A 23,249-nucleotide genomic window follows, 5' to 3' on the forward strand; every position below is an offset into this window, starting at 1 on the left:
GAGCTCCTGGCCCTGGGCGCCAACGCCGCATCGCTGCCCAAGGCTTTCAGCCTGATGCAGAATTCACCCAACCCGTTCAACCCCTCCACCTCGATCAAGTTCGAGGTGCCCGAGGGCGCGACGGAGCATGTCAGTCTGAGCGTGTTCGATGTACGCGGACGGAAAGTGGCCACCCTGATCGATGGCCAAGTCGATCCCGGCATTCACGTTGTGTTCTGGGAGGGGACCGACCAGGCGGGGCGCAAGCTCCCCAGTGGAGTGTATTTCTACCGCCTGAATGCCGGGAATTTCGAGCGGGTCCGTAAAATGGTCATGCTGAAATAGGGCCGCTTCTTTCCTCGCGTGCGACGGGACCGGAGAAATCCGGTCCCGTTTTTTTTCCGGCTCCCGGCGATCCGCTCTTTCAATGCTGCAAACCACCATCTCCGGAACACGCCGGACAGCGGGCCCGAACCGGCTTGCCCCGGTTCATTCGGCCTGCGGTGAAACCAGGCTGAACACGCAGTCTGCCGGGATGGTAGCCGTGAAAGCCCCGTTCGTAACTTCCACCCGCCCGGCCTGCACCAGGTTTTCCGTGCTGGATGTGTAGTAGAGTTCGAGCGCTGTCACCCTGGGGGCCGAGTCGATCCGGCCGCACAGGCTCACCGGCGTGCCGGCGGTGTTGAGCCCCACCAGGCTCAGCTCGCCCCGTTCGCGCTGGTAGAAAGCCAGCAGCGGCGACAGCGGCTCCCCGCAAGCCGTGACCTCGACCCGGTGCGCCCCGGGACGGACAAAGCGGCTGACCTGGGCCACGGTGTAGAAATTCTTCCGCGCGGTGTAGGTTTTGGCCGGAGCCAGTTCGTTGTTCACCGCGAACAGACCCCAGAAACTCCAGGTGGCCGGCGGGTGGAAATAGTAGCTGTCGTAGCCCTCCCAGACGATCCCGCCCGAGGCCCCCTGGGCCAGGTGCTCCAGCAGGTATTTGGCCGTGCCGCGGCAGTAGGGCCAGTCGTATGTCCCGCGCTGGCCGTTGTCGGCGTTTGGGAGCCAGACATTGAACTCGGTCAACCAGAACGTGCGGTCCGGGAAGGCCGAGCGCCGGAGGAAATCCTCCACCCCGTCCGAGCCGCCGCCGTTGTCGGAATAGCTGTGCAGGCCGAAATGGGCCAGATGGCCCATGATGAGCGTGTCGGCCAGCATCTCGGGAAGGCAGGCCGTGCCGCCGCCGGCGCGGTCCGGGGCGACGAAGCGCAGGTCTCCCAGGCCGCAGCGCTCCAGTTCCAGGGCCAGCGCGTGCAGGCAGCGGACATACTGCCCGGCCTCCATGTGGATGCCCTCGTTCTGGATGTCCGGTTCGTTGTTCGGAGCAACCAAGCTGAATTTCAGGCCTTTCGTATCGCGCGCGTAGAGCAGGAACGAGGCTATAGACTCAGCCCATTCGCTCTCGAAGCCCTCGGTCAGGTGTCCGCCGCCCATCCACTGCGGCCCCGGCCCCATGAAATTGAAAAACACGCTCCGGCCCAGGCCGCGCGCGTTGAGCCAGGCGAACATGTCCCAGAGCGGCTGGAAACGGGGCGAGGCGTAGATCGAATCGTATACCGCGCGCTCCATCACCAGCGGGTCGCCGTTGTCGTTGACCGTCTCCCAGTCGGCGTTGTCGAACACTACCCGGAACAGGGTCATTCCCGCGCTGTCGATCATCGCGCGCAGCACCGGCTTGAGCTCATCGCCGGCCCAACTACGGTGGTTGACGTTCACCCCGAACCCGTCGATGACCTGTCCCTCCCGCCCGGCGTAGACAACCACTTTCTTCCCGGCGTCGACAGGGACGCCCTCCTGCGCCTGCACCGGTCTTATTCCGGCGGCCAGAACCAAGCCCAGAATCGATATCCAGCGGACAACCATACCATTCCTCCCTTATTCCGACCTTCTGCCGCGCCGGCGACCGCCCAGGCGCTTCCGTAGTGTTACCCGGCGTTCGGCGCGTGCAAGGACTCAGATGCCCGGATACCAGCGCACCGCATTGGAATAGAATATCTTGTCGAGCACCTCCAGCGGCAGGTCGAGGCCGCGGCAGACATAGCCCGCCCGGACTTCCGGGGCCTCGATTTCCTCATCTGTGGCGAAATAACGGTAATCCGAGTCGTAGACCCGCTCGAAATGTTCGAGCTGCGCTCCGAGCGGCTGGCTGTTATCTCCCACCAAGTTATCCGTGCCGTAGAGGATGCGGTCCTGGTAGCGCAGTACAAAACGGCGCACTTTCTCGCGGTCCTGCACCTGCAAGTGCACGATCCGTCCGGCCAGGTCCACGGCGAAATTCGGGTATTGCTCCAGCCGCAGGGCCAGCGAGTCGACATCATACTCCAGGCTGCCCAGGTGGCAGCCCACCACGCGCAGCCCGGCACGGCGGGCCAGCAGATTGTCACGCGCGGCCACATGCACCGCGTAGCCTGGGATTCCGGGCAGACCGTAGCCGTGGTACTGCGGATTGTCCCGATAGTAACTGCGGTCGCCCTCCACTGTCATCGAATCCAGCGGCAGCCAGCAGTTCCGCGGCTCGCCGATATGCGCCACCAGGGTGTGCCCCTGGCTCTGGATCACGGCGAACAGGGTGTCCAGACGGGGGTCATCCACCCTGACAAAGTTCGAATCCGGGTCGCGCAGCACCATGCCGAAATCCTTCCAGACCTTGACCGCCACCGCCCCGGCGGCGAAACCGTCCCGGATCGTTCCCAGCGCGCGGTCGGTCCAACCCGGCTGTCCCCAGCCGTCCAACGGGAACGAGACGGCCCAGGCCACCTGCTGCGGGTGCTGCGCGTGGAACTTTTTTGCCAGCAGCACCTGCTGCTCGAAACCCGGCTCGTTGAGCGCGAAGGTGCAGATATCCAGCCATTTCATGTTCTGACTCTTCAGCATGCCGACAAGCAGGCTGTCCTGTCCGGCCGGCACGCCGAAAATGTGGGCGTGGGCGTCGATCTTGGGCCTGGCGCGCAGGGAGTCCAGCCGCGACTGCCCCTCTGCCGCCGCGTGTCCCGCCGCGACGCAGCAGAGGGCTGTCAGTATCAGAAAGGTCAGTCTGCGGGTAAACGGGTTCCTTGTGGTCTCGTTGCGCATGTCTCTCTCTCCGTTTGGTTCGTCCCGCAATGCGCGATCAATGGACTATGGCTTGACGTTCCAATTCCTCGGCCAGGCTCTTTTCAAGCCACTGCGGCACCTCGTTCAGGTCGGCCCAGACATAGGGCGTGCGGAACATATCAGGTGTCACCGTGGCCGTGACCAGCTCGGTGCGGCACAGGCGCGCCCCGGCCAGGACCTCGCCCTGTGGGCTCAGGATGAAACTGTCGCCCAGGCCCGGCTGGCCCGGCTTGTCTGTCACCACCACGTTGGAGCGCACCACCGCCAGCTTCATCTGGCAGGCCAGCCCCACATGGCAGTTGCGCACCCAGATACGATGGTCATCCACCCGCTGGGCGTCTATCGAGTTATAGTGCGGGGTGAACAGTATCTCGGCGCCTTTCATTTTAGCGAGGAGCGACAGATGCGGGAACGAGGTGTCGTGGCAGATCGAGACCGCGAAACGCGCCCCGTGAGATTCGAACACCGGCACGCTCCGGCCGGGCAGGAAACCCAACTCGTCCCGGTCGCCCTCGGTCAGCATCACCTTGTCGTAGACCCCCAGCACCTGGCCACCCTCCAGCACCAACTCCGAGTTGTAGACACCCTCATCCGCAAGCCGGGCCAGGCCCACCAGCACAGTCATGCCGTGTCGGGCGCTCTCGGCGATAAACGCTTGCAGCTCGGGGTCCTCCAGCCTGCGGGCGCCCTTGAGCATGCTGTCGCGCGAGTCGTAGCCGGAGAGGAAAGTCTCGGGAAACACCACAAAATCGCTGCCCCGTTCCAGGGCCTGGGCGATCACCCGGCGCACCACGGCCAGGTTGGCCGCGAAATCGCCGTCCCGGCAGGGACCCTGGTAGGTGGAAATGACCACTGGATGCTCCAGGGCCAGCAAACCCACGGCATTTGTGAGCAGAGAAAGGAGCATGACCGCGACCTGCATGTGGATCATCCGGGACCAGAGCATGCCACACACTCCTGTCAAAGGGATTGGAACCGGCTCCGGCGCAGCCCATATCCGGCCGGGACAGCTTTACGAAGATCAATTCTCGATTTTTCTCACATCTTTCAGGCTTAAGATATTATTATGCTTATCCTCTTTTCATGCACAATAGACGCACTTTTTGAGCACGATATTATCATGAACCCGACAGTCTCATTCAAGGATTTCCCCTCGATCCCGGAGTACAGGTATTTCGATCCTGATTTCGATTTTTACATCGAGCGGGAGCTGATGAAAAGCTCGACCTGCGGGATGCACTCCCACGCTTTCACCGAGCTGGCGATCATCATGGGCGGCACGGTGGTGCACTGCACCCGTTCGGGCGAGTACCAGCTCGGCGCCGGGGACGTCTTTGTCATCCAGCCGCAGATCGAGCACGCATACCGCGAGGCGCGGAACCTGTACCTCTGCAACATCATGTACAACCTGGAGCTGCTGGAGGCTTTCCACGACCTGGAGCAGATACCGGGCTACCACGCTCTTTTCTCGCTGGAGCCGTTCTTCCGACGGCAGCACCGTTTCGAAAGCCGCCTTCACCTGAAAAGCGAGGAACTGGCGAACGTCTCACGGATGATTACCGAGATGAAATGCGAATTCGAGGAGAAGAAGCCGGGGCATAAGCCCGCGCTCAAGGCGCTCCTGATCCAGTTGATCGTGTCCCTGTCGCGTCAGTATTCACTGCAGAAAACCGGCAAGACCGCCCGGCTGTTGCCCCTGGCCGAAAGCGTGGCTTTCATGGAGGAAAATTTCAGCCAGAAACTCAACCTCCGCGATCTGGCCGGGATCGCCTGCATGTCGGTTCCCAATTTCATCCGGGTCTTCAAGGAAACCTACCAGGACACACCCATCGACTACCTGATACGGCTCAGGGTGCAGAAAGCGGCCGGACTGCTCCAGAGCGGCGGTGAGTCGATCACCGTGGTGGCGCTCAAGGCGGGCTTTTCGGACGGGAACTACTTTTCCCGGGCCTTTCGGCGGATCACCGGACGGACCCCGCGTGAATTCAGGCAGAGCCAGCGCACCTGAGCCGGAGGCTCACCCAAGCCGCCGGCTGTATCAGCCTCCCAGTCGGACCGCCCCACACCCATGTCCTTACTGCCCGCTCACATCCAGGGTCTCACGGATTTTCCGGGCCAGGTCATTCACCGCAAACGGTTTCTGAATGAAATTCACTCCCTGGTCCAGTACGCCGTGATGGGCGATCACGTTCGCCGTGTAGCCCGAGGTGAAGAGGCATTTCATCCCCGGCTTGAGTTCCAGTATCCGCTGCGACAGGTCGCGGCCGTTCATATCTGGCATCACGACATCCGTGATCAGAAGGTTAATGTGGCCCTCGTACTCCTTTGTCAGGCGGATCGCCTCGATCGGGCCCCCGGCGGTCAGGACATTGTAGCCCAGGCGCTCCAGGATCTTGCGGTTGAGGTTGAGGATCGTTTCCTCGTCCTCGACCAGCAGCACCGTCTCATCTCCGCCCTTGGCTTTGACCCGTTCCGCAGGCTGCGCGACCTGCAAAATCTCCGACTCACAGCGCGGCAGGTAGATTTTGAACGTGGTCCCCTGCCCCGGCTCGCTGTAGACATTTATGAAACCGTTGTTCTGCTTGACAATACCGTAGACCGTGGCCAGCCCCAGACCGGTGCCGTGGCCCATACCCTTGGTGGTGAAAAACGGCTCGAAAACGTGCATCAGCGTCTCTTTGCTCATCCCGCAACCATTGTCGCTGACTGTGAGCTTGACGAAATTGCCGGGGGCAAATCCCTTGTGGTCGGCGCAGTAGGCATCATCCACCGTGACGTTGTTGGTCTCGATGGTGATTTTCCCCACCCCGGTGATCGCATCCCGCGCGTTGACTATCAGGTTGGCCAGGAGCTGATCGATCTGCGAGGGGTCGATTTTCAGCTTCCAGATATCCCGGCCTGGGGCCCAGAGAAGGTCGATATCCTCACCGATCAGGCGCCGCAGGAGTTTCAGGATCGCGGAAATCGTGTCGTTCAGGTCGAGCACCCGCGGATCGATGGTCTGACGGCGGGCGAAGGCCAGGAGCTGGCGGGTCAGGTCATTGGAGCGCTGTGCGGCGCGGTAGATTTCCTGCAGGCTCTCATGCAGCGCAGTCCCGGCCGGCACGTCCTGAATAGCCATGTCGGTGAAGCCGAGGATGGTCTGGAGCATGTTGTTGAAATCGTGGGCCACACCGCCGGCCAGACGGCCCACGGATTCCATTTTCTGCGCCTGAATCAGTTGCTCCTCCAGCCGCTCCCGCTCCATCTCCTCTTTCTTGTGCTCGGTGATGTCGGTAAAATAGGAGTCGATCCTCAGCCTGACTCCATCCGGCCCGCTCACTACCCTCGAACGCTGGGCCACCCAGCGGACCTCTCCATCCGGACGGACTATCCGGTAGGACCATTCTCCGCGGCCGTCCCGCTCCAGTTCCTCCAGGGACTGCTGGATAACCGGCCTGTCATCCGGCTGAACCATCTCCTGGTATAGCTTCGGGTTGGTGTAGAAATCCTCCATCGACCGCCCGAAAATTCGGGAAATCGAGGGGTTGGTCTGCAAAAGGCGGTCGGTCCGGGCATCCACCGAGTAGATCGCATCGAGCATGTCGTTCAGGATCGAGCTGATCTTTTCCTCGCTCTTTCTAAGTTCCTCAGCGCTCCTGATCCGCTCGGTTATGTCCTGGTTGACCACGATCGCGGCCTCCACCCTGCCGCTATCATCCAGCACCGGAGCAGCATGGTTGAGGATGATCTTTTTCTTACCGTCGAAAGCGTCTATCTCCAGCATCTCGTCCAGGATTGTCTCCGCCTGGTTGACCGCCCGCACCAGGGCCCATTCATGCGGGGCTATTTCCTGCCCGGAGGGCAGACGCCGGCCCTTGAACACACCGTACGGCTCCTGGCCCACCAGCGGCTCCGCCCCCCAGATGGTGCGTCCCATCATGTTGGAGCGCACCAGGTTGCCTTTACCGTCAGCCAGCCAGAGCCCCACGGGCAGGATATCGAAAACCTTGCTCAGTAGCTTTTCGTTCTTCTCGAGCTGCACCGCGGCTTTCTTGCGCTCGCTGACATCGTCGTAAATGGCGACGATCTCCTGCTTCGAAATCTTGAACACCCGGTTTTCGACCCATTCCGAAACCCGGTCGTCCTCGTAGCAGGTCATCGGATAGAACTCGGAGTCCCCGCTTTTCCACACCCGGCGGAACACCTCGTACAGCCCCATTTTAACAAGGCCGGGGAATATCTCCCGCACCTCCCGGCCCAGGATTTCCTGCTTTTTGACATCGCTCTGCTTCTCACCGGCAGGGTTCAGGTCGCTGAAATAGAAATTTTCGCCGTCCTCCGAGGTATAGATGGCCACCCCGCTGGTCATGGTCTCGAACAGATCGCGGAAACGGGATTCACTCTCGCGGAGTTTCTTCTCGGCCTTCTTGATCTCGGTGATGTCGCGCCCCACCACCACCGACCCGATGATCACGCCGTCTTTGTCGCGGATCGGGCTGAAACTGTAACTGCCGACCCAGGTTTCGCCCGTGTCTTTCCGCTTGAGCCTGTACTCGGCGTTGGTCACAGTTTCGCCCCGCAGCGCACGCGGGACCGCCCACATTTCCAACGGGGCCGGCTCTCCGCTGGCCAGGAACACCTCCAGAATATCGGGATACTCGGCCAGGTTCCTGGCGCACTCGGCCTTGTCCCTGAAGCGGTGGAACGTGGCGAACGCATCGTTGAAAACCGTAAAGCGTCCCTCGACGTCCGAGATGAACACCGCGTCGGTCATGCTGGACAGAGCGGCATCCAGACGGGCCTGGTCTTCCCTGGATTTTTCCTCCGCCAGTTTGCGCCCGGTGATGTCCTGGAACGAGCCCCTGAGCTTGACCACTTTCCCGTCTTCCATCACCGGCTGGCCGATAGTGCGGACCCATTTCCGGTTGCCCGCGGGAGTGAACATCTCCAGCTCGAGATCGTAGGGCTCGGCGTTGTGGATGGCCTTGTCGATCGCACTCTCGATCTTCTGTCGCATCTGGCCCTGGTAGACGCTCAGGCCGACCTGGACGCTGGTCGGGTCCCTCGGGTCGAGGTCGTGGATGCGGGCCACTTCCTCGGTCCATGTCCCCGCCAGAGTCTCTACGTCGAACTCCCAGCCGCCGATCTTGCCCAGCCGTCCCATCTCCTGCAGCAGTATTTCACGACTGTGCAAAGCCATCTCGGCTTTTTTGCGGGCGGAGATATCCTGGAACACCGTGGCGAACTGTCCGCCCCCGGGGGAGTAGACATGGATATTGAAATACTTGTCCATCGGAGGGAAATAGGTTTCGAAAACAGTCGGCGAGCCTCCCATCGCCACCCGGGCATAGACATCCAGATACGGGACAACCTCTGTCCCGTAAACCGCGGAGCCGAGCCGTCCGACCACCTCACTCTTTTTCAATCCAGTTATCGTCTCGAACATCGGGTTGACATCCAGGAGGCGGTAGTCCACGGGACGGCCGTTCTCATCCAGCACCAGATCGTGCAGGCAGAGCCCCTCGCTCATCGACTCGTACAGGCTGCGGAACTTGGATTCGCTCTGCTGCAACACCTGCCTGGCCCGCCGTTCATCGGTCTGGTCACGGAAAACCAGCACCACGCCCGAGATTTTGCCGTCCGCATCCCGGATCGGGGCGCCGCTGTCGGCTATCGGGTGCTCGGACCCATCACGCGCGATCAGAGAGGTATGGTTGGCCAGCCCGACAACCAGGCCCTCGCTGAGCACCAGCCGCACCGGGTTATCGACAGGCTCGCGTGAATATTCGTTGACTATGCGGAAAACCTCTTCCAGGGGGCGGCCCCTGGCCTCGGACTGTGTCCATCCGGTCATGGACTCGGCCACCGGATTGAGCAGCTCCACGCAACCCCTGGCATCAGTTGAGATCACTCCGTCACCCACACCCATCAGCGTGATCCGGTAGCGCTCCTCGCTGACCCGCCAGGCCTGTTCGGTCTGATAGAGATCGCGGTAGTACACTTTGGCGTTGCGCTGCCAGAGAGTGAGCGCGGCTGCAACCAGGGCGGTGGCCAGCACGGACAGGAAACTGAGTATCAGCCAGGACAGCGCCCGCCATTCGGCCAGGGCCTCGGAGCGGTCAATCTTGGAGATCATGAACCAGGGAGAATCCGGTATCGCCTGGATCACCGCCAGGACCGGGACCCCGCGGTAGTCGTTGCCCTCCACCACCCCCTTCTGGCCGCGCAGGGCCATAGCCGCGGGCACATCCTGCCGCGAAACCGGTATACGAAGCTTAAATGCCGCCCCGCTTACGTGGCGCAGCTCGTTCAGGAACAGGGCGGAATCATCCTCCCGCCTTATGATCAGGGTTTCGGCGCTGCGGCTGGAGGTGGGCCAGGATTGCACGAGAGGATAGAGGAACTGGTCCGCGTCCATGCGGAGAACCACCAACGCAGCGGAACGGTCCGGCGGCAGGCTGTCGGCCCTGACAATGGGGACGACGATATCCAGGTGCGGCGTCAGCGGGCCAGGACCGGCCCGCAGGTCATCCAACAGGGGCCGGCCGGCGACCAGCGCCGATTCCAGCAGCGGCCTTTCGAGCGAATCAAGGGGCGTACCAGAGCCGGTAAGGTCGAAAAGCTGTTGTCCGGCGCGGTCGAGCAGCATGACATTGCTGTAATGGTAAGCCCCCCTCAGGGCCACGAATCTCGCGCGTATTCTTTTTGCTTCAGCCGCATTCCCCCGGGTGTCCCGGATAAACCGGCGCACTGTTTCCGCGAAGGATTCATCCCGCATCAGAATGTCGGCATCGCCCAGACGCTCCGCCCGCCAGGCGACAATCTGCTCCACCTTGTAGCGCGCCACTGCCATGAGGTTGTCGCTGACCTGCTTTTTCAACCTCGCCTGCTCGGCACGGTAATAGAGGCCTCCACCGACCAGACAGACCAGCAGGGAAAGGGCGAAAGCTGTTTTAAGGCCACGGGGAGTGACGTTCCGGTTCAATATCTTCTCCATGTTCTACAGCCGGTGTCTGGGATTGAGAGAGCTACAGAATCCAAGAGAAGGACAATTGGCATAAAGTGTCCATATTCTCAGTGAAAGACAAGCTTATTTTTCTTGAAGCCGGCAGAAACGGCTGAACCGTCCATCTGACAAGCCGTGGCCCGTACACATCGGTCCTGCCGGACAGTCTCCCGTCCCGCCGCCTGGAATTGTATATATTCAAAGGGTTTGCAACTATGAACGCTTTCGGCCGCACCGGAGATTACGATATTGCGATGTTGAAACAATGCCTTTCGCTAACAGAATTTCCTATAATAAATATATTGATTTCACTCCAATAACAAAACCCGTGCGGACTATTTCGCTGCCATCAGGCAGGATGTCCGCACGGGTTGATGTTTACCGGAGGCCGTTTTCCGAACGATTGTTTCAGTATTGTCCTTTATCGTCTATCCGTCCGGCCGCCCCATCGATTCCTTGCTCAGAACTCGCTGAAATCCTCGTCCTCATCCAGCGGGATGATCTTGTCCGTGGATTTGCTGTGCTGCAGGGCGGGAGCCAGGCTCTTGTGGCCGTTGTGGCCGTTGTGGCCGTTGGCCGAGCGATGCCCGTTGCCGGAAGCCTTGCCGCTCAGGGCGCGGGGCTTCAGACGGTTGGTGGTCGAGGGCTTGGCAATCTCGGTCCGCGGCTGTTTCATGGTCGCCTGGCGGTTTTCCAGGCTCAGCTTGAACTCGCTGATCATCCGGCGCAGCTCCTCGGCCTGGCTGCTCAGCTCCTCGGCGGCGCTGGCCGACTCCTCCGAATTGGAGGCGTTCTGCTGGGTCACCTTGTCCATCTGGGCCACGGAGTCGTTGATCTGGTCCACACCCTGGGCCTGTTCTTTGGCCGCGGCGGCTATCTCTTTCAACAGGTCGCTGACCTTGCCCGACCCCTCGGTGATCTCGGACAGGATCGCGGCCACCTCCTCGGTGATCGACACGCCGCCGTTGGCGTTCTTCACCGCTTCCTCGATCATCCCGGCCGTATCCTTGGCCGCAGCGGCGCTACGCTGTGCCAGGTTGCGCACTTCCTCGGCCACCACGGCGAAGCCCTTGCCGGCCTCACCGGCGCGGGCAGCCTCCACCGCGGCGTTCAGGGCCAGAAGGTTGGTCTGGAACGCGATCTCGTCGATGGTCTTGACGATCTTGGCGGTCTGGTCGCTGGAGGTCTTGATCCGGTTGATCGAATCGGTCATGCGCGTCATGGCCTCGGTGCCCCGGCCGGAGGACTCGCGGGCGGCGTTGGCCAGGTTCTTGGCCTGCTCGGCGTTGTCGGAGTTCTGGCGGGTCATGGAGGACATCTCCTCCAGGCTGGAGGAGACCTCTTCCAGCGCACTGGCCTGCTCGTTGGCGCCCTGGGCCAGGTTCTGGCTGCCGGCGGAAATCTGGCCGCTGGCCGCTGTGACCTGCTCGATCGATTCGGAGACCTGGGTGAGGGCCCTGTCCAGCGCCTCCACCGTGGTGTTGATGTTGTCTTTCAGGTCGGCGAGCTGGCCCTTGTAGTTGCCCATGACCCGCTGGGTCAGGTCCTTTGCCGCCGCATTGGACAGCACCGCGGCGCCCTCCTTGATCGGGTCGAGAATGGCGTCGAGCAGACGGTTGATGCCGCCGATCATACCGCCAAACTCGCCCTTATGCTGCGAGGCATCAGCGCGGGTGTCGAGCTGTCCCTCCAGGGCCGCCTGGGTCAGGCCTTTCACTTCCTCGTTCATCTTGCGCAGGCTCTCGATCATCATGACCATGGAATTGCCCAGCACATCCACGCTGGAGGCCACGCTGACACGTGTTTCGAGGTTGCCCTCGGAGATATGACGGGCGGCGGTGGCCTTTTCTTTCAGGGCCGAGATCATTTCCTGGAAAGCCTCGGCCAGTTGGCCGACCTCGTCGTTCTGGCAAATCAGGCACTCCCTCGACAGATCACCCCTTGCGATGGCCTGGGCGCTCTTGGTGACATCCGCGATAGGTTTGGTGATCATGCGGGTAATGTAGGCCGCCAGGAAGAAGCCCAGGATCAGGGCGACGATCAGGCCGATCACCATCACCGCTGAGGCGCTCGACAGCGCGGAATTGGCGCTGCCTGCCGCCTTGCGCGCCAGGGCTATCCCGTCCGCCGAGGTTTTCTGCACCTGACTGAGCAGGGTACTGCTGACCACTCTCCGCTGCTCGGTGAGCTGCTGAAGCTTGGACCAGTTGGAGAAGTAATCACCCAGAGCTTTCTTGTAATTGCTGCTGGCTTCCAGGTTGGCGTCAATCTGCCGGATGTTGACTTCCCGGACTGTGATGGCCCGCAGCTCGTGCAGGGTTTTCTCGATCGTGTCGAAATTACCCTGCACGGCCTCGATAACCTTTGGATCACGCTTCTGCTGCGCCTCCCAGGTAGCCACCATGAGCTGGTTGCCCAGGCCGCGGATATCCGTGGTCATCTTGATTTTCTTCTGACGCTCGGCCAGTTTGTCCTGGCTTTTGCGGGCCGCGATATCCTCGTTCATCATCTGGTTCTGCGCTTCCAGAAAATCCGAGCAGGTTTTCAGGAATATCTCCTTGTTCTGCTCCATGGCTTTCTGGCTTGCCAGTATCTGGTTGATCGTGCCCGTACTTTCATTGACCAGAGAGGCATATTCATCCAGCGACTGCTTAACCTGAGTTACGGCCTCTTTGAACCCGGATTGGGATTCGGAGGATTCGGCCAGTTTCAAAGCCTCGCCCAGACTGGCCTGGGCTTTCTCCAGGTTGCTATGGGCATCCTCGTAATATTTCTGTTCATATGTGTTTGTAAAGCCGCGCATACCATACATCGCCAGCAGCGAGTAGCGCTCGATGTTGTTGGCCACCTCGGTCTGCGGCATCTGTTCCTGGTCCAGGATCCGGGTGTCGGTCTTGACACTCCACATGATCCAGACCGCCATCAGACCCAGAACCATCGTGATCAGCAGAAGCCCGCCGAAACCGCCGCCGATTTTCGCACCCAGATTCATCTTCATTTTCTTGACTCCTGAAAAGATTGAAAGCCTCGACCCGACAGTCCAATCCCGAAAGCTCAGACGTTTTCGAGCAGCTTGTGGTCCTCGCTCGACAGGACACGGTCGATGTCGAGCAGCATGATGACCCGCTCGCGGGCCTTGGCTATGCCGAGGATGACCTCGGTTTCCACTCCGGCCCCGAATTCGGGAGAGTCCTCGATCTCATCCACTTGAATGTCCAGGACCTCGGATACGCCATCCACCAGAATACCCATCAGCACCGAGCGGCCTGACAGCAGAATGTCCACCACGACGATACAGGTCTGCTCATCGTCCTCGATCCGCTGCATCCCGAAACGATCACGCAGACCCATGACCGGAATGACTTTGCCGCGAAGGTTAATCACGCCGCGGATGTATTCCGGGGTCCGGGGCATCCGGGTGATATCCATCAGCCCGATTATCTCGCGGACTTTCAGTATGGCCAGTCCGTAGTATTCCTCGCCAAGCCGGAAAGTGAGGTACTTCCCCCCTCGCGTGTTCTCCGGCTTGCCCACCGCTCCAGTGAACGCCGTGACGGGTTGTTCGATCTGTGTACGCATCATTCAAACCTCCGTTCGTGTATATGCCTCTCAGGACCGCAGGAAAGAACTTGTCGGATTTGAACCACAGCTTAATACAGAGAGTTGAACCAGAATGGCTTCTGTCCTGCTAAATGCATCCTGTGTGCCAGTCCCATGTGCTGCATTTATATATATTTCAGTATCATGGAGTAAGCATACTAATTCCCGATTATCGAGAAGAGCCGCGGGTGCGTTTCTGTCTGGAATTAAACACGCCGGGTATCATTTTGTCGGATAATGCTCATTTTGAAACCTCTGATTGCGAATCACTTGCAACCGGTTTGAAACCATCTTTGCAAACCACTGGAGCCGCTCGATCGGTGCTGCCGCGCCGTGTGCGGCGGCCGCCGGAAACCGGAACTATTGTTTATGAAACGATTTTCCTCCGGCTGAGGGTCCTCCTTGCCGAAACTGCTGATTATTTGTACTATTATGGTGTTTACGATGTACAGGGAACCCGACCCTGCTGTCCATTTTCAGACTTGTTCCTTCGCTTTCTGCCAAGAGGTGTTCGATGAGCAATCGTAATGTCAACCGCCGGGAGTTCGTCCGCCGGGCGGCGGCAGCCTCACTCGCGTTCGGGTTGGCCGGCGGAGTGCCCGCCGCAGCCGCCGAGCTGAAACCGGTCCGGATCGGGTTTGTCGGGACAGGCAACCGCGGCACCGGCCTTCTGCGCGACTTGCTTGCCGTGGGCGGCGTGGAGATCCCCGCCCTGTGCGACATCAACCCGGACCACCTTCTGGGTGCGGCGCAGGTGGTGCAGGAAGGGCTGGGCAAGCGGCCGGAGCTTTACGACAAGGGCCCGGAGGACTACCGTCGACTGTGCGAGCGGGAGGATCTGGATTTGGTCATTACCGCCACCCCCTGGCAGCTTCACACCCCGGTGATGTTAGCCGCGATGGAGTCGGGCAAGTACGGGGCGACCGAGGTGCCGGCCGCGATCACGGTGGACCAGTGCTGGCAACTGGTCGAGACCAGCGAGCGCACCGGCAAGCCCTGCATGATCTTGGAGAACGAGTGCTACTACCGTTATGCCATGCTCGTGCTGAACATGCTCCAGACCACCGACCTGTTCGGCGAGCTGCTGCATATCGAGGCGGGCTACCAGCACGACGTGCGCTGGTTGAAAGGCGTAGAGGGCAAGATCGGCCCCGGAGGCGAGTTGCTTTGGCGCGGCGAGCACGCGGTCACACGCAACGGCAACCTCTACCCAACCCATCCGGTAGGCCCCACGGCATGGTGCATGGGGATAAACCGCGGTGACCGTTTCACCTACCTGGTCTCGATGAGCACCAAGAGCCGGGGGATGAACTACAAGATCGCCCAGATGTTCGGGCCCGACCATCCCAACGCCAAGCGCAAGTACGCCCTGGGGGATATCAACACCACGCTGCTCGCCACTGAGAACGGCCTGACCATGACCCTCTACCACGACACCCAGTCAGCGCGGCCCTACGATGAGATTTTCAGGGTCCAGGGCACCCGCGGCATCTACAGCCGCACCCTGCGCAAGTGCTATTTCGAGGGACGCAGCCCACAAGAGGATGCCTGGGAGGACGACGAGAAGTACTACGAGCAGTACGACCACCCGCTCTGGCGTACACAGGGGGCCGAGGCGGTCAAGTACGGGCACGATGGGGCCGACTACCTGGAACTGCACCAGCTCGTGCATGCGGTGCGCAACGGGCTGCCCACGCCCATCGACGTGTACGACGCCGCCACCTGGAGCGTGATCAGCCCGTTGAGCGAGATGTCGGTGGCAGCCAAGAGCGCGGCGCAGGACGTACCCGATTTTACCCGCGGCAAATGGAAAGAGCCTCGGCAGTTGCAGTTTTTCGGAGTATAGAAGTATATTCGGAATATAGTTGTAATTGCCTGACAACAAAAACGGCCGCTGCCCGGAGTCCGGGCAGCGGCCGTTCGTTTTCCGCCTGGCCGACTACTTCGCTTCGCGTTTCAGCAGTTTGTCCAGGACCAGCCCCAGGCGCGCCACGTTGGCGTGCTCCACCGGGGGGCGGTTCCAGCCCGGATCGCCCTCGAACTGGTTCAGGCCAATCAGCACCACCATGTTATGGTCCGGCAGGATCGCCGCCACACTCTGGGCCGCCCCGGCCATGATCGGCGAGTGCTCCTGGGTGCAGAGCCAGAACATCATCCCGTACTCGGCATCACAGTACGGGTGGCCGAAATGGTCGTAATTGGTCCAGGCCTGCTCGATCAGGTCCTCGCGGAACAGCGGCTTGCCATCCACCTTGCCGCGGTCCAGCCAGAGTTGGCCGAAACGGGCCACATCGCGCATGGTGCCGAAAAGTCCCGATCCGGGGTATGGGTCCGGTGAGTAGTGGACGAAAGAGGAATCTAAGCCCACGCAGGTGTGTACGATGTGCGCGAGATCATCCCCGGGATGCAGGTAACCGATACTCTCCAGACCCAGAGGCTGGAGAATACGTTCGCCCAGAAGCTGCTCGTACGGCTTGCCGCCGACTTTCTCCATCACCCGACCGAGGATTTTCATGCCCAGCTCGTTGTAATGGAAATCGGCGCCGGGCTTGAATTCCAGGGTCACATCCGAGAACTCCGGGTCGGCCGGGGCCTTGTCCTCGGGGCGGGTCACTCCGGAGGTATGGCTGGCCAACTGGCGCAGGGTGACCGCCTCCAGCGGCCCTTTTTTCAGGACATCCAGGTAGCGGCTGGCCGGGTCATCCAGGGCCAGAAGGCTGTCGCTCACCAGGCTCAGCAGCACAGCCACGCCGAACTCCTTGGAGATCGAGTAGAGCGGGAAACGCGAGGCCGAATCCACCGGCGCCGAGGCCGCGCCGTGGCCCAGGCTGCCGTAGTACTGCTCGAAGATCAGCTTGCCGTCCTTGCGCACCAGGGCCGCTCCGGCGCTGCAGTCATTGGACATTTTCATCTTGTAGCGGGTGTGGAGGCTCAGCAGTTCCTCCGGCGCGCTCAGGGCCTTCGCCTGCGGAGTGCCGGCCGTGTTGCAGCAGCCGGCGGCCAGGACCAGTGTGCAAAGGGCCGAAACGAGCAATTCTTTCATAGCACCTCCGAGTGTTGTTCGATTCAAAGCGCTTGCAGAACCGATTCTCTCACAAAAACACGAGCGGAATGTGCAGCACGGCCAGGGTCCCGTAGCGCAGGATTGCATCCCGTCGGGCCGTGCGCGCCAGGGAGCCGAAATACACGCCCTTGATCAACGTGTTTCCCAGCATCGAGATTATGATGGCCGAAACCAGCACCGTGCTGATCGTCTTCGAGGAAAGGATGGACAGGATAAACGGGTCGATGTCGGTCACACCCACGATGAAGGACAGGATCAGCAGGCCCGAGTTGCCGAAATGCGACTTGACCAGGATGGTCACCACCTGGAGGGTCAGAAACAGCACCGAGAACACCAGGGCCGGCGAGATTTCGAACGGGTTGCTCAGGCCCGAGTCGAGACTGGATTTCGACACTCCCCCGCGCACCCCGGTGGTGAGCGAAAGGACAACCCCCAGCCCGGCCAGCACCAGAAGGCGCCACCAGATCAATGGCAGGAAACCCGGCCCCATGATCGCGATGATGAGCAGGATACGCACGTACATCACGCTGCTGGCCAGAAGGCTGCTGCGCAGGGCCTGGGCGCTGATCTCGGGCGATTTCTGAGCCATGCGTCCCATGGCCACGCTCACCGCGGTGCTCGAAACTATCCCGCCCAGAAGGCCCGACAGCCAGAGACCGTACTGGCTGCCAAACTTTTTCATCAGGAAATAACCCACGAACCCGATCGTGGAGATGAGGATCACAATCTTCCAGGTGCCGACCGGGTTCAGGTTGAACTGGGTGAATTCCCGGTTGGGCAGAAGCGGCAGGACCAGCACCGTAACCACCAGGAACTTCAGGATGGCGAACAGCTCGAATTTTTTGAGGCTCTCGACGAAATGCTCGATGCGGGTCTTTTCCGAAAGCAGGATGGCGCTGATTATACCCAGGGCCAGGGGCAGCCAGATAATGGTGTTAAGGGTCAGGGCGCCGATCACGTAAGTGATCAGCACAGCCACCGAGCTGGTCCAGCCCTGATGTCCCTCCCGGATCCGGCCGGCGTACTCGATCCCGGCCAGGACCACGATCGAGATAAGGCCCAGCGGGAGCACCGCAGGAACACCGTTCTGGGCCAGCCAGGCGCAGCCGAACCCGTACATGCTGATCAGGGAATAGGTGCGCACCCCGGCTATCGGCTGATGCTGCTGCGCCAGGCCCGAGGTCTCCCGCTCCAGTCCGAGCAGGAAACCCAGGCCCAGGGCGATGAAAAACCGGACCTGAAAAGTGAGCTCCAGGCTTTCCATCCACCCTCCCAGGATAATCGTGGCTTGAACGTCCCGCAGTCTCCAAGTTAATGTTGTACCACCAAAAGGGCGTGATTGCAAGAAAATAACGGAAAAAAACCATTGATGATTTGCGAGGGGAAAGTTCATGCGCCCTGTCCACACCGTGGGGCGGGAAAACATTTCAGCGCGGGGATATTCTAAATAGGCGGGAGTATGATTCCCGGTTTCAGATGCGGGACAGGATCATGCTGCGCTGGTTCTCATCCAGTTCGTAGAGCCAGGCCTCGTGGCGCAGTGCGCCCGAGGGAAACTCGCGGTGCAGGATTTCACCGGTCTCGGTTTCGAGCACCCGGTCGATACGCACTCCATGGTATTCCAGCCAGACCTCGATTTTCATCCTGCACCTCCCGGTTGTCTTTCATATGGTTAGATGCATATTGCATGCCGATAGTTTCAATTCTTCTTCTCCTTCAGCCACGAAGAACGTGGGCCGATGAATGCCGGACATCCGGCAGGAATGCACATTTTCCGGGCAGCACTGCCCAAAAAACCGGCAGCGTCTTCCGGTGTCCCCGTCTCGTTTTCCGAGCTGCAATCCAGAATTTCTGAGCTGTCGGCCGGAGCCATGTTCATTCGGCAGACAGCCGGCGGAAAATTATTTTCGCCCCATGGCGTAATAATTCCCTGTTCAGCCGGCAAGATTCTGCCCGGCAGCGATATCACTTCAACTCCGGCCGCCGGATCAGTAGCGATAGCCGCGGTCCGGGTTGGCCGGGAAATCCCGCAGCCCGCCCAGCAATTCGTGCAGGCTGACCAGCGCCTCCAGGCTCATGCGCTCACCAGCCCCCACCGCCACGTGGGTGCCGGTGTCGTTGGCCCCGTAGCCGCCGGTGACCGCGGCCTCCAGGGTGGGGAAATAGCCGTAGGATCCCTCCGTGTAGGCGGCCACGATCAGGAACGGCACCGGGGATTTGCTGCGGATATCGCCCTGGAACCGCGAGAAGAACTCGCCCGGAAGCCCGACAAAACCGATCTCCGGGGTGAGCAGGGCCACATCCAGGGGCAATTGCATCTCGCCTTTCTGCGCCAGGCTGCTGTCCGGGCCCGGCTGCGCCGTGCTGTCGGCCTGATGGGCCTGCCAGTTGTCAAGGTCCCAGCGCCAGAGGCTGGGGAAATACTTGCGCGAGGAGGACAGGGCCAGGGGACTGTCGCAGGCTTTGGTCGTGATCCCGCCGGCCACGCGCAGGACCTCGGCGGCCAGGGTCCCGCCCACCTCCTCCAGCCGGGGCAGCGGGTCATCCACCGAGTGGGCGTAGTAGGGATTGAGGTCGCCCGGGCAGCCGTTGAAAAAGATGCAGAGCGGCGCTCCCGGCAGTCTCGCCCTCACCTTGCGGTAAAGCACGCCCGGGAAATCGGCCGAGTAGGCGAGGTTCTGGTTGGAGGCGCCGAAAATGACCGGGTGGCAGGCGTAATTGACCAGGATCGCCAGGGGCTTGCCGTTGTCCAGACGGTCGAGGCGGACCACCGCCACCGTGGGGTCGGCCGGTCCGAGAGGTTTCTTCTCATGGTTGCTCCAGATCATCTCCACCCGGCCGTCCGGCTGCGGCTGGACCCGCCTGTAGCTCAGGTCCACCGCGCCCTGGCCCGAGCCGACCGCCACCGGGGTCATGGCAGCAACCGCCGCGGCCACGGCCTCGATGGTCTGGCTGCAGATCATCCGCTCGTGCGGCTCCATGTCCTTGATGCTCTGGCCCGGGGGAAGCTGCGGGCCTCTGAAAATCGCCGGGCCGGAATGGGTGTGCGTGCTGCTGAAAAACACCTCCTGCACCCCTGTGCGCGAACGGATGCTGTCGCGCAGCTCGGCGTTTACCTGGCGGGCGAACGGAAAAAGCAGGTCGTAGCAGACCAGGACCAGGCTTTTGTTCCCCGAGCGCAAGGCCAGCGCCCGCACGTGGATCGAATCCAGCACGCCGTGGGAAACACGGTTAGTGAACCCGGCCATGGCCAGGCCCGGCTCCGGCGTGATATCCCTCTCGGCTGCCCCGGCCTCCAGCGCCAGCGCGCCGGCGGACGGCAGAAAAGCGAGCATAACGGTCAGAACCCAAACGTGCGCCCTGTGCATAAGTCCCTCCCTGCCCTTTCCTTATCCTGTGTGGGACTGCGGAGTACTTTATCATAACGAGCCCGAGTTTTGATTCGATCAACTCTAACACGCCCGGTATGTGAGGGCAAGACAGTGTTCGACATTTTCCGCAGGGCGGGCGCGGCCCTCTTGAGCCGGAGTAAAGAGGGAGTTAGAATAGAGGCCACAAAACTCCGCAACGCCGCCCGGCGCTGGTATGTGGAAATTCATTCGATTGGATGGAGCTTGAAAGCAGCCGTGATCGGCCCGCTCTGCCGGGACACGAACATAGTGGCAGGCAAAGCCCACACCCGTTGCGGCGGAGTGACCTACTACACCGGGGCGGCCCTGGCGCGCCTGGGGGTGGAAACCACGGTCCTGGGCGCCTGCCTCGGCGGCAACCCGCCCTGGCCGGACATTCAAGGCGCGCGCCTGACACGTCTGCCGGCCGCGGGCACGCTCGAATTTGTCAACGAGTACCCGCAGGCCGACCTCTCGGCGCGCACTCAGCGGGCGACCGCCCACGACAACCGGATCGGGCCGCGCGAGCTTGAGGGGCAGCTTCCAAGCGGCCTGGATTTTGTGGTCCTCGGCCCGTTGTTCCACGACAATTTTGAGCCGGAAACCGCGGCCTGGCTGGCCCGGAAGTGCAAAGTAGCCCTGGCGGCCCAGGGTCTCATCCGTCATCTGGAAGGTGAGAAGGTTGTCTGGCGAAACCCGGAGCGGGTGTACGGCTTCCTGCCCCACTGCGAGTGGGTGGCCCTGGATGAGGCCGAGCTGGCATTTATCAGCGGCGAGGCGGACCTGGAGTCTGGCGCGCGGCGTCTGATCGCGGCGGGAGCTGGCAACGTGCTTGTCACCCGGGCCGAGCGGGGCTCCACTCTGGTCCTGCGCGAGGGGATTTTTCACATCCCGGCTTTCCCGCCCGCACTCAGCGCCGACCCCACCGGGGCGGGCGACACCTATCTGGCCGCGTTCCTGCGCGCAGCCGAACTGTTCGGCTCGCCGCAGCGCCGGGGCGAGTTCGCCGCCCTGGCCGCCACGCTCTGCATCGAGCGCGAGGGGGCATTCGACTCCAGCCTGGAGACGGTGCTACGGCGGCTGGAAGATGCAAACCCAACATCAGTTAAGTAACCCATTCCGCCGAGAGGTCCTACGGCTGTTACCAGCCCGAGAGCGCCTTGAGCAGGGCCAGCAGGTCGAACACATCCATCCGGCCGTCGGAGTTCAGGTCCCCACGTCTGTCCGGGTCCGGCTCCGCGCCGGAGAGCAGCCGCAACAGAGCCAGAAGGTCGAACACATCCCGTCGGCCGTCCGCGTTCACATCGCCGGCAGGCGGCTGCGGGGTCTGTTTCAGGCGCAACAGGTTCACTCCCCCGCCCCCGCCGAGCCAGTACGCGCCGTCCGAGTCCTGGACGATGTCGTAAATGAAATTCGAGGCCAGGCCGTCCCGTACCGAGTAGCTTGTCCAGCTTGCACCGTCGAAACGGCACACGCCGCTGCCAGCGGTGGTGACCCAAAGCTGCCCGTAGCGGTCGAAAAGCAACGAGCGGGTCCTGTTTCCGGCCAAGCCTGCGGTGCTGTCGAACACGGTCCAGCTTTGCCCGTCATAACGGCAGACCCCCTTACTCGATCCGGCGAACCAGACATTATTTTTCCGGTCGCAACTAACACGATTTACCCAATCATTGAGCGGCCCCTCGCCGGAGCGGAACGCTTGCCACTGCGCGCCGTCGTAACGGTTCACTCCGCCCGAGACCGCGCACCAGAGCACGCCCGCCCTGTCCACGGCCAGGGCGTTGACCGAGTTGTCGAGCAGACCCTCCGCCGTGGTGTAGCCAGTCCACGACACGCCATCATAGCGGCTCAACCCGTCGTTGGTGCCGAACCACTTGACTCCCCTGGAATCGATACACATGTCGTTCACCATGTCGGACAACAGGCCGTCCGCGGTGGTGAACCGGCTCCAGCTGTGCCCGTCGTACCGGAGCACTCCGCTGCCCAGCGAGACAAACCAGAGCGAGCCGTCCGTGTCCAGCGCGATCCGGCGGCAGTAGTTGTCCTTGCGCCGCGAGGAATCAGGCCGGAAAGTGGTCCAGCCTGTGCCGTCGTAGCGGCTGATCCCGTCCTGTGTGCCGAACCACCTGTTGCCCTGGCTGTCGATAGCCGTACACAGCACCGTGTTGTCCGCCAGCCCGTCCGCCCGGTCGTAAAATTTCAGATCGATGTCCGGATTGAGCGGTGGAGTCTCCTGCAGCGAGGCGATTTCCGCTGCCGGCAGAAAGCTGAGCCCGCCGTAATAGGTGCTGATCCAGAGATTGCCCGCGCGGTCGGTGAGCAGGTTCGCAATGAACATGTCCGGCAGACCGTCCCGCGTGTCGAACGCGCGCCACTGACGGCCGTCGAAGCGACAGAGGCCGTTGACAGTGCCGCACCAGAGGAACCCCAGGGAGTCGAGGGCAAAGCAGGTCGACTGGCTGGAGGGGAAAGCCGAGCTGGTCGGGCCGTAGGTGGTCCAGGCGCTCCCATCCCAGGCCGCCGCCCCATCCCGCCGCAGGCTCGTCCAGATCCTTCCCTGCCGGTCCCGGATCACGGCGTCCGCTATATCGTAGCCGGTGGTGCTGTAGGTCCGGGTGGGCAGGGTTGTCCAGCGATTCCCGTCGAACAGGCTCACCCCGCGCTGGGTGCCGGCGATCAGCCGGTCCTGTCCATCCGGCACGAGGGCGACCACCCAGTCATCGGCCAGGCTATCCAGATGGGTGTAGGTTGTCCACTTTGCACCATCCCTTCGGGCCGCGCCCTTCATCGTGCCGGCCCAGAGGCGGCCGCCTGAGTCGAGGCTCAGGCCGTAAACATAACCGTCCGGCAGCCCGTCCAGGGTGTCCAGACGGCTCCAGCCCGTACCGTCGAAACGCAGCACTCCCGAACCAAGCGTGCCGACCCAGACATTATCCTCCCGGTCCACCGCGATGCCGCCGGAGAGACTGGCGACAGTGTTCTCACGCAGAACGGGATAGCTCTGCCACTGTGTCCCGTCGTAATGGGAAAGCCGGCCGGCAAAGGGACGGGAATCGGAGGTGACACACCAGAGTCCGCCCCGGCTGTCCAGGGCCAG

At 61.7% G+C, this 23,249-nt stretch carries 16 protein-coding genes; 4 read left to right on the forward strand and 12 right to left on the reverse strand.

All coding sequences use genetic code 11. The annotated features are described in order from the left end of the window. The coding region (locus LLH00_13240; GenBank protein MCE5272236.1) for a T9SS type A sorting domain-containing protein at positions 1 to 324 on the forward strand (324 nt) is incomplete at its 5' end. A 144-nt stretch (positions 325 to 468) separates the two neighbouring features. Here the strand turns inward: LLH00_13240 and LLH00_13245 are convergent. The 3 genes from LLH00_13245 to LLH00_13255 form a co-directional block, all read right to left on the reverse strand. Further along, entirely contained in the window at positions 469 to 1,884 is a 1,416-nt protein-coding gene (locus LLH00_13245) for a hypothetical protein (protein MCE5272237.1), read from the reverse strand. A 90-nt stretch (positions 1,885 to 1,974) separates the two neighbouring features. After that, complete coding sequence (locus LLH00_13250; protein MCE5272238.1) at positions 1,975 to 3,093, reverse strand: amidohydrolase; 1,119 nt, start codon at positions 3,091 to 3,093, stop codon at positions 1,975 to 1,977. Between the two features lie 37 nt (positions 3,094 to 3,130). Beyond that, a complete protein-coding gene (locus LLH00_13255) occupies positions 3,131 to 4,060 on the reverse strand; it encodes a carbon-nitrogen hydrolase family protein (GenBank protein ID MCE5272239.1) in 930 nt (309 codons plus the stop codon). 174 nt (positions 4,061 to 4,234) lie between these two features. Between LLH00_13255 and LLH00_13260 the strand changes: the two genes are divergently transcribed. Then, positions 4,235 to 5,122 (forward strand): AraC family transcriptional regulator, encoded by an 888-nt coding sequence (locus tag LLH00_13260; GenBank protein ID MCE5272240.1) that lies wholly within the window; start codon positions 4,235 to 4,237, stop codon positions 5,120 to 5,122. 66 nt (positions 5,123 to 5,188) lie between these two features. Here LLH00_13260 and LLH00_13265 read toward each other — a convergent pair whose 3' ends face one another. The 3 genes from LLH00_13265 to LLH00_13275 form a co-directional block, all read right to left on the reverse strand. Continuing rightward, positions 5,189 to 10,081, reverse strand: a complete 4,893-nt coding sequence (locus LLH00_13265) for a PAS domain S-box protein (GenBank protein ID MCE5272241.1) — start codon at positions 10,079 to 10,081, stop codon at positions 5,189 to 5,191. A gap of 481 nt (positions 10,082 to 10,562) precedes the next feature. Further along, positions 10,563 to 13,100, reverse strand: a complete 2,538-nt coding sequence (locus LLH00_13270) for a methyl-accepting chemotaxis protein (protein MCE5272242.1) — start codon at positions 13,098 to 13,100, stop codon at positions 10,563 to 10,565. Between the two features lie 56 nt (positions 13,101 to 13,156). Continuing rightward, entirely contained in the window at positions 13,157 to 13,681 is a 525-nt protein-coding gene (locus LLH00_13275) for a chemotaxis protein CheW (protein ID MCE5272243.1), read from the reverse strand. A gap of 535 nt (positions 13,682 to 14,216) precedes the next feature. Here LLH00_13275 and LLH00_13280 point away from each other — a divergent pair. Next, positions 14,217 to 15,548: a Gfo/Idh/MocA family oxidoreductase gene (locus LLH00_13280; GenBank protein ID MCE5272244.1), complete on the forward strand. Its 1,332-nt coding sequence runs from the start codon at positions 14,217 to 14,219 to the stop codon at positions 15,546 to 15,548. A 93-nt stretch (positions 15,549 to 15,641) separates the two neighbouring features. Here LLH00_13280 and LLH00_13285 read toward each other — a convergent pair whose 3' ends face one another. The 5 genes from LLH00_13285 to LLH00_13305 form a co-directional block, all read right to left on the reverse strand. Beyond that, entirely contained in the window at positions 15,642 to 16,745 is a 1,104-nt protein-coding gene (locus LLH00_13285) for a beta-lactamase family protein (GenBank protein MCE5272245.1), read from the reverse strand. A gap of 49 nt (positions 16,746 to 16,794) precedes the next feature. Further along, complete coding sequence (locus LLH00_13290; protein MCE5272246.1) at positions 16,795 to 18,030, reverse strand: DUF4010 domain-containing protein; 1,236 nt, start codon at positions 18,028 to 18,030, stop codon at positions 16,795 to 16,797. 208 nt (positions 18,031 to 18,238) lie between these two features. Then, positions 18,239 to 18,409, reverse strand: a complete 171-nt coding sequence (locus tag LLH00_13295) for a hypothetical protein (GenBank protein ID MCE5272247.1) — start codon at positions 18,407 to 18,409, stop codon at positions 18,239 to 18,241. A 56-nt stretch (positions 18,410 to 18,465) separates the two neighbouring features. Further along, on the reverse strand, positions 18,466 to 18,735 hold the full coding sequence (locus LLH00_13300; GenBank protein MCE5272248.1) for a hypothetical protein: 270 nt from the start codon (positions 18,733 to 18,735) through the stop codon (positions 18,466 to 18,468). A gap of 19 nt (positions 18,736 to 18,754) precedes the next feature. Next, the gene (locus LLH00_13305) at positions 18,755 to 20,134 is read right to left on the reverse strand and encodes a neutral/alkaline non-lysosomal ceramidase N-terminal domain-containing protein (GenBank protein MCE5272249.1); all 1,380 of its coding nucleotides are present in this window, start codon (positions 20,132 to 20,134) and stop codon (positions 18,755 to 18,757) included. Positions 20,135 to 20,380: 246 nt separating this feature from the next. Here LLH00_13305 and LLH00_13310 point away from each other — a divergent pair, with 246 nt between their 5' ends. Further along, a complete protein-coding gene (locus LLH00_13310; protein ID MCE5272250.1) occupies positions 20,381 to 21,268 on the forward strand; it encodes a PfkB family carbohydrate kinase in 888 nt (295 codons plus the stop codon). 28 nt (positions 21,269 to 21,296) lie between these two features. Here LLH00_13310 and LLH00_13315 read toward each other — a convergent pair. Further along, positions 21,297 to 23,249 (reverse strand): dockerin type I domain-containing protein (locus LLH00_13315; protein MCE5272251.1); only part of this gene is annotated, 1,953 nt, incomplete at its 5' end.

Source organism: bacterium, assembly GCA_021372515.1.
In the GTDB taxonomy this organism is placed as follows: domain Bacteria; phylum Gemmatimonadota; class Glassbacteria; order GWA2-58-10; family GWA2-58-10; genus JAJFUG01.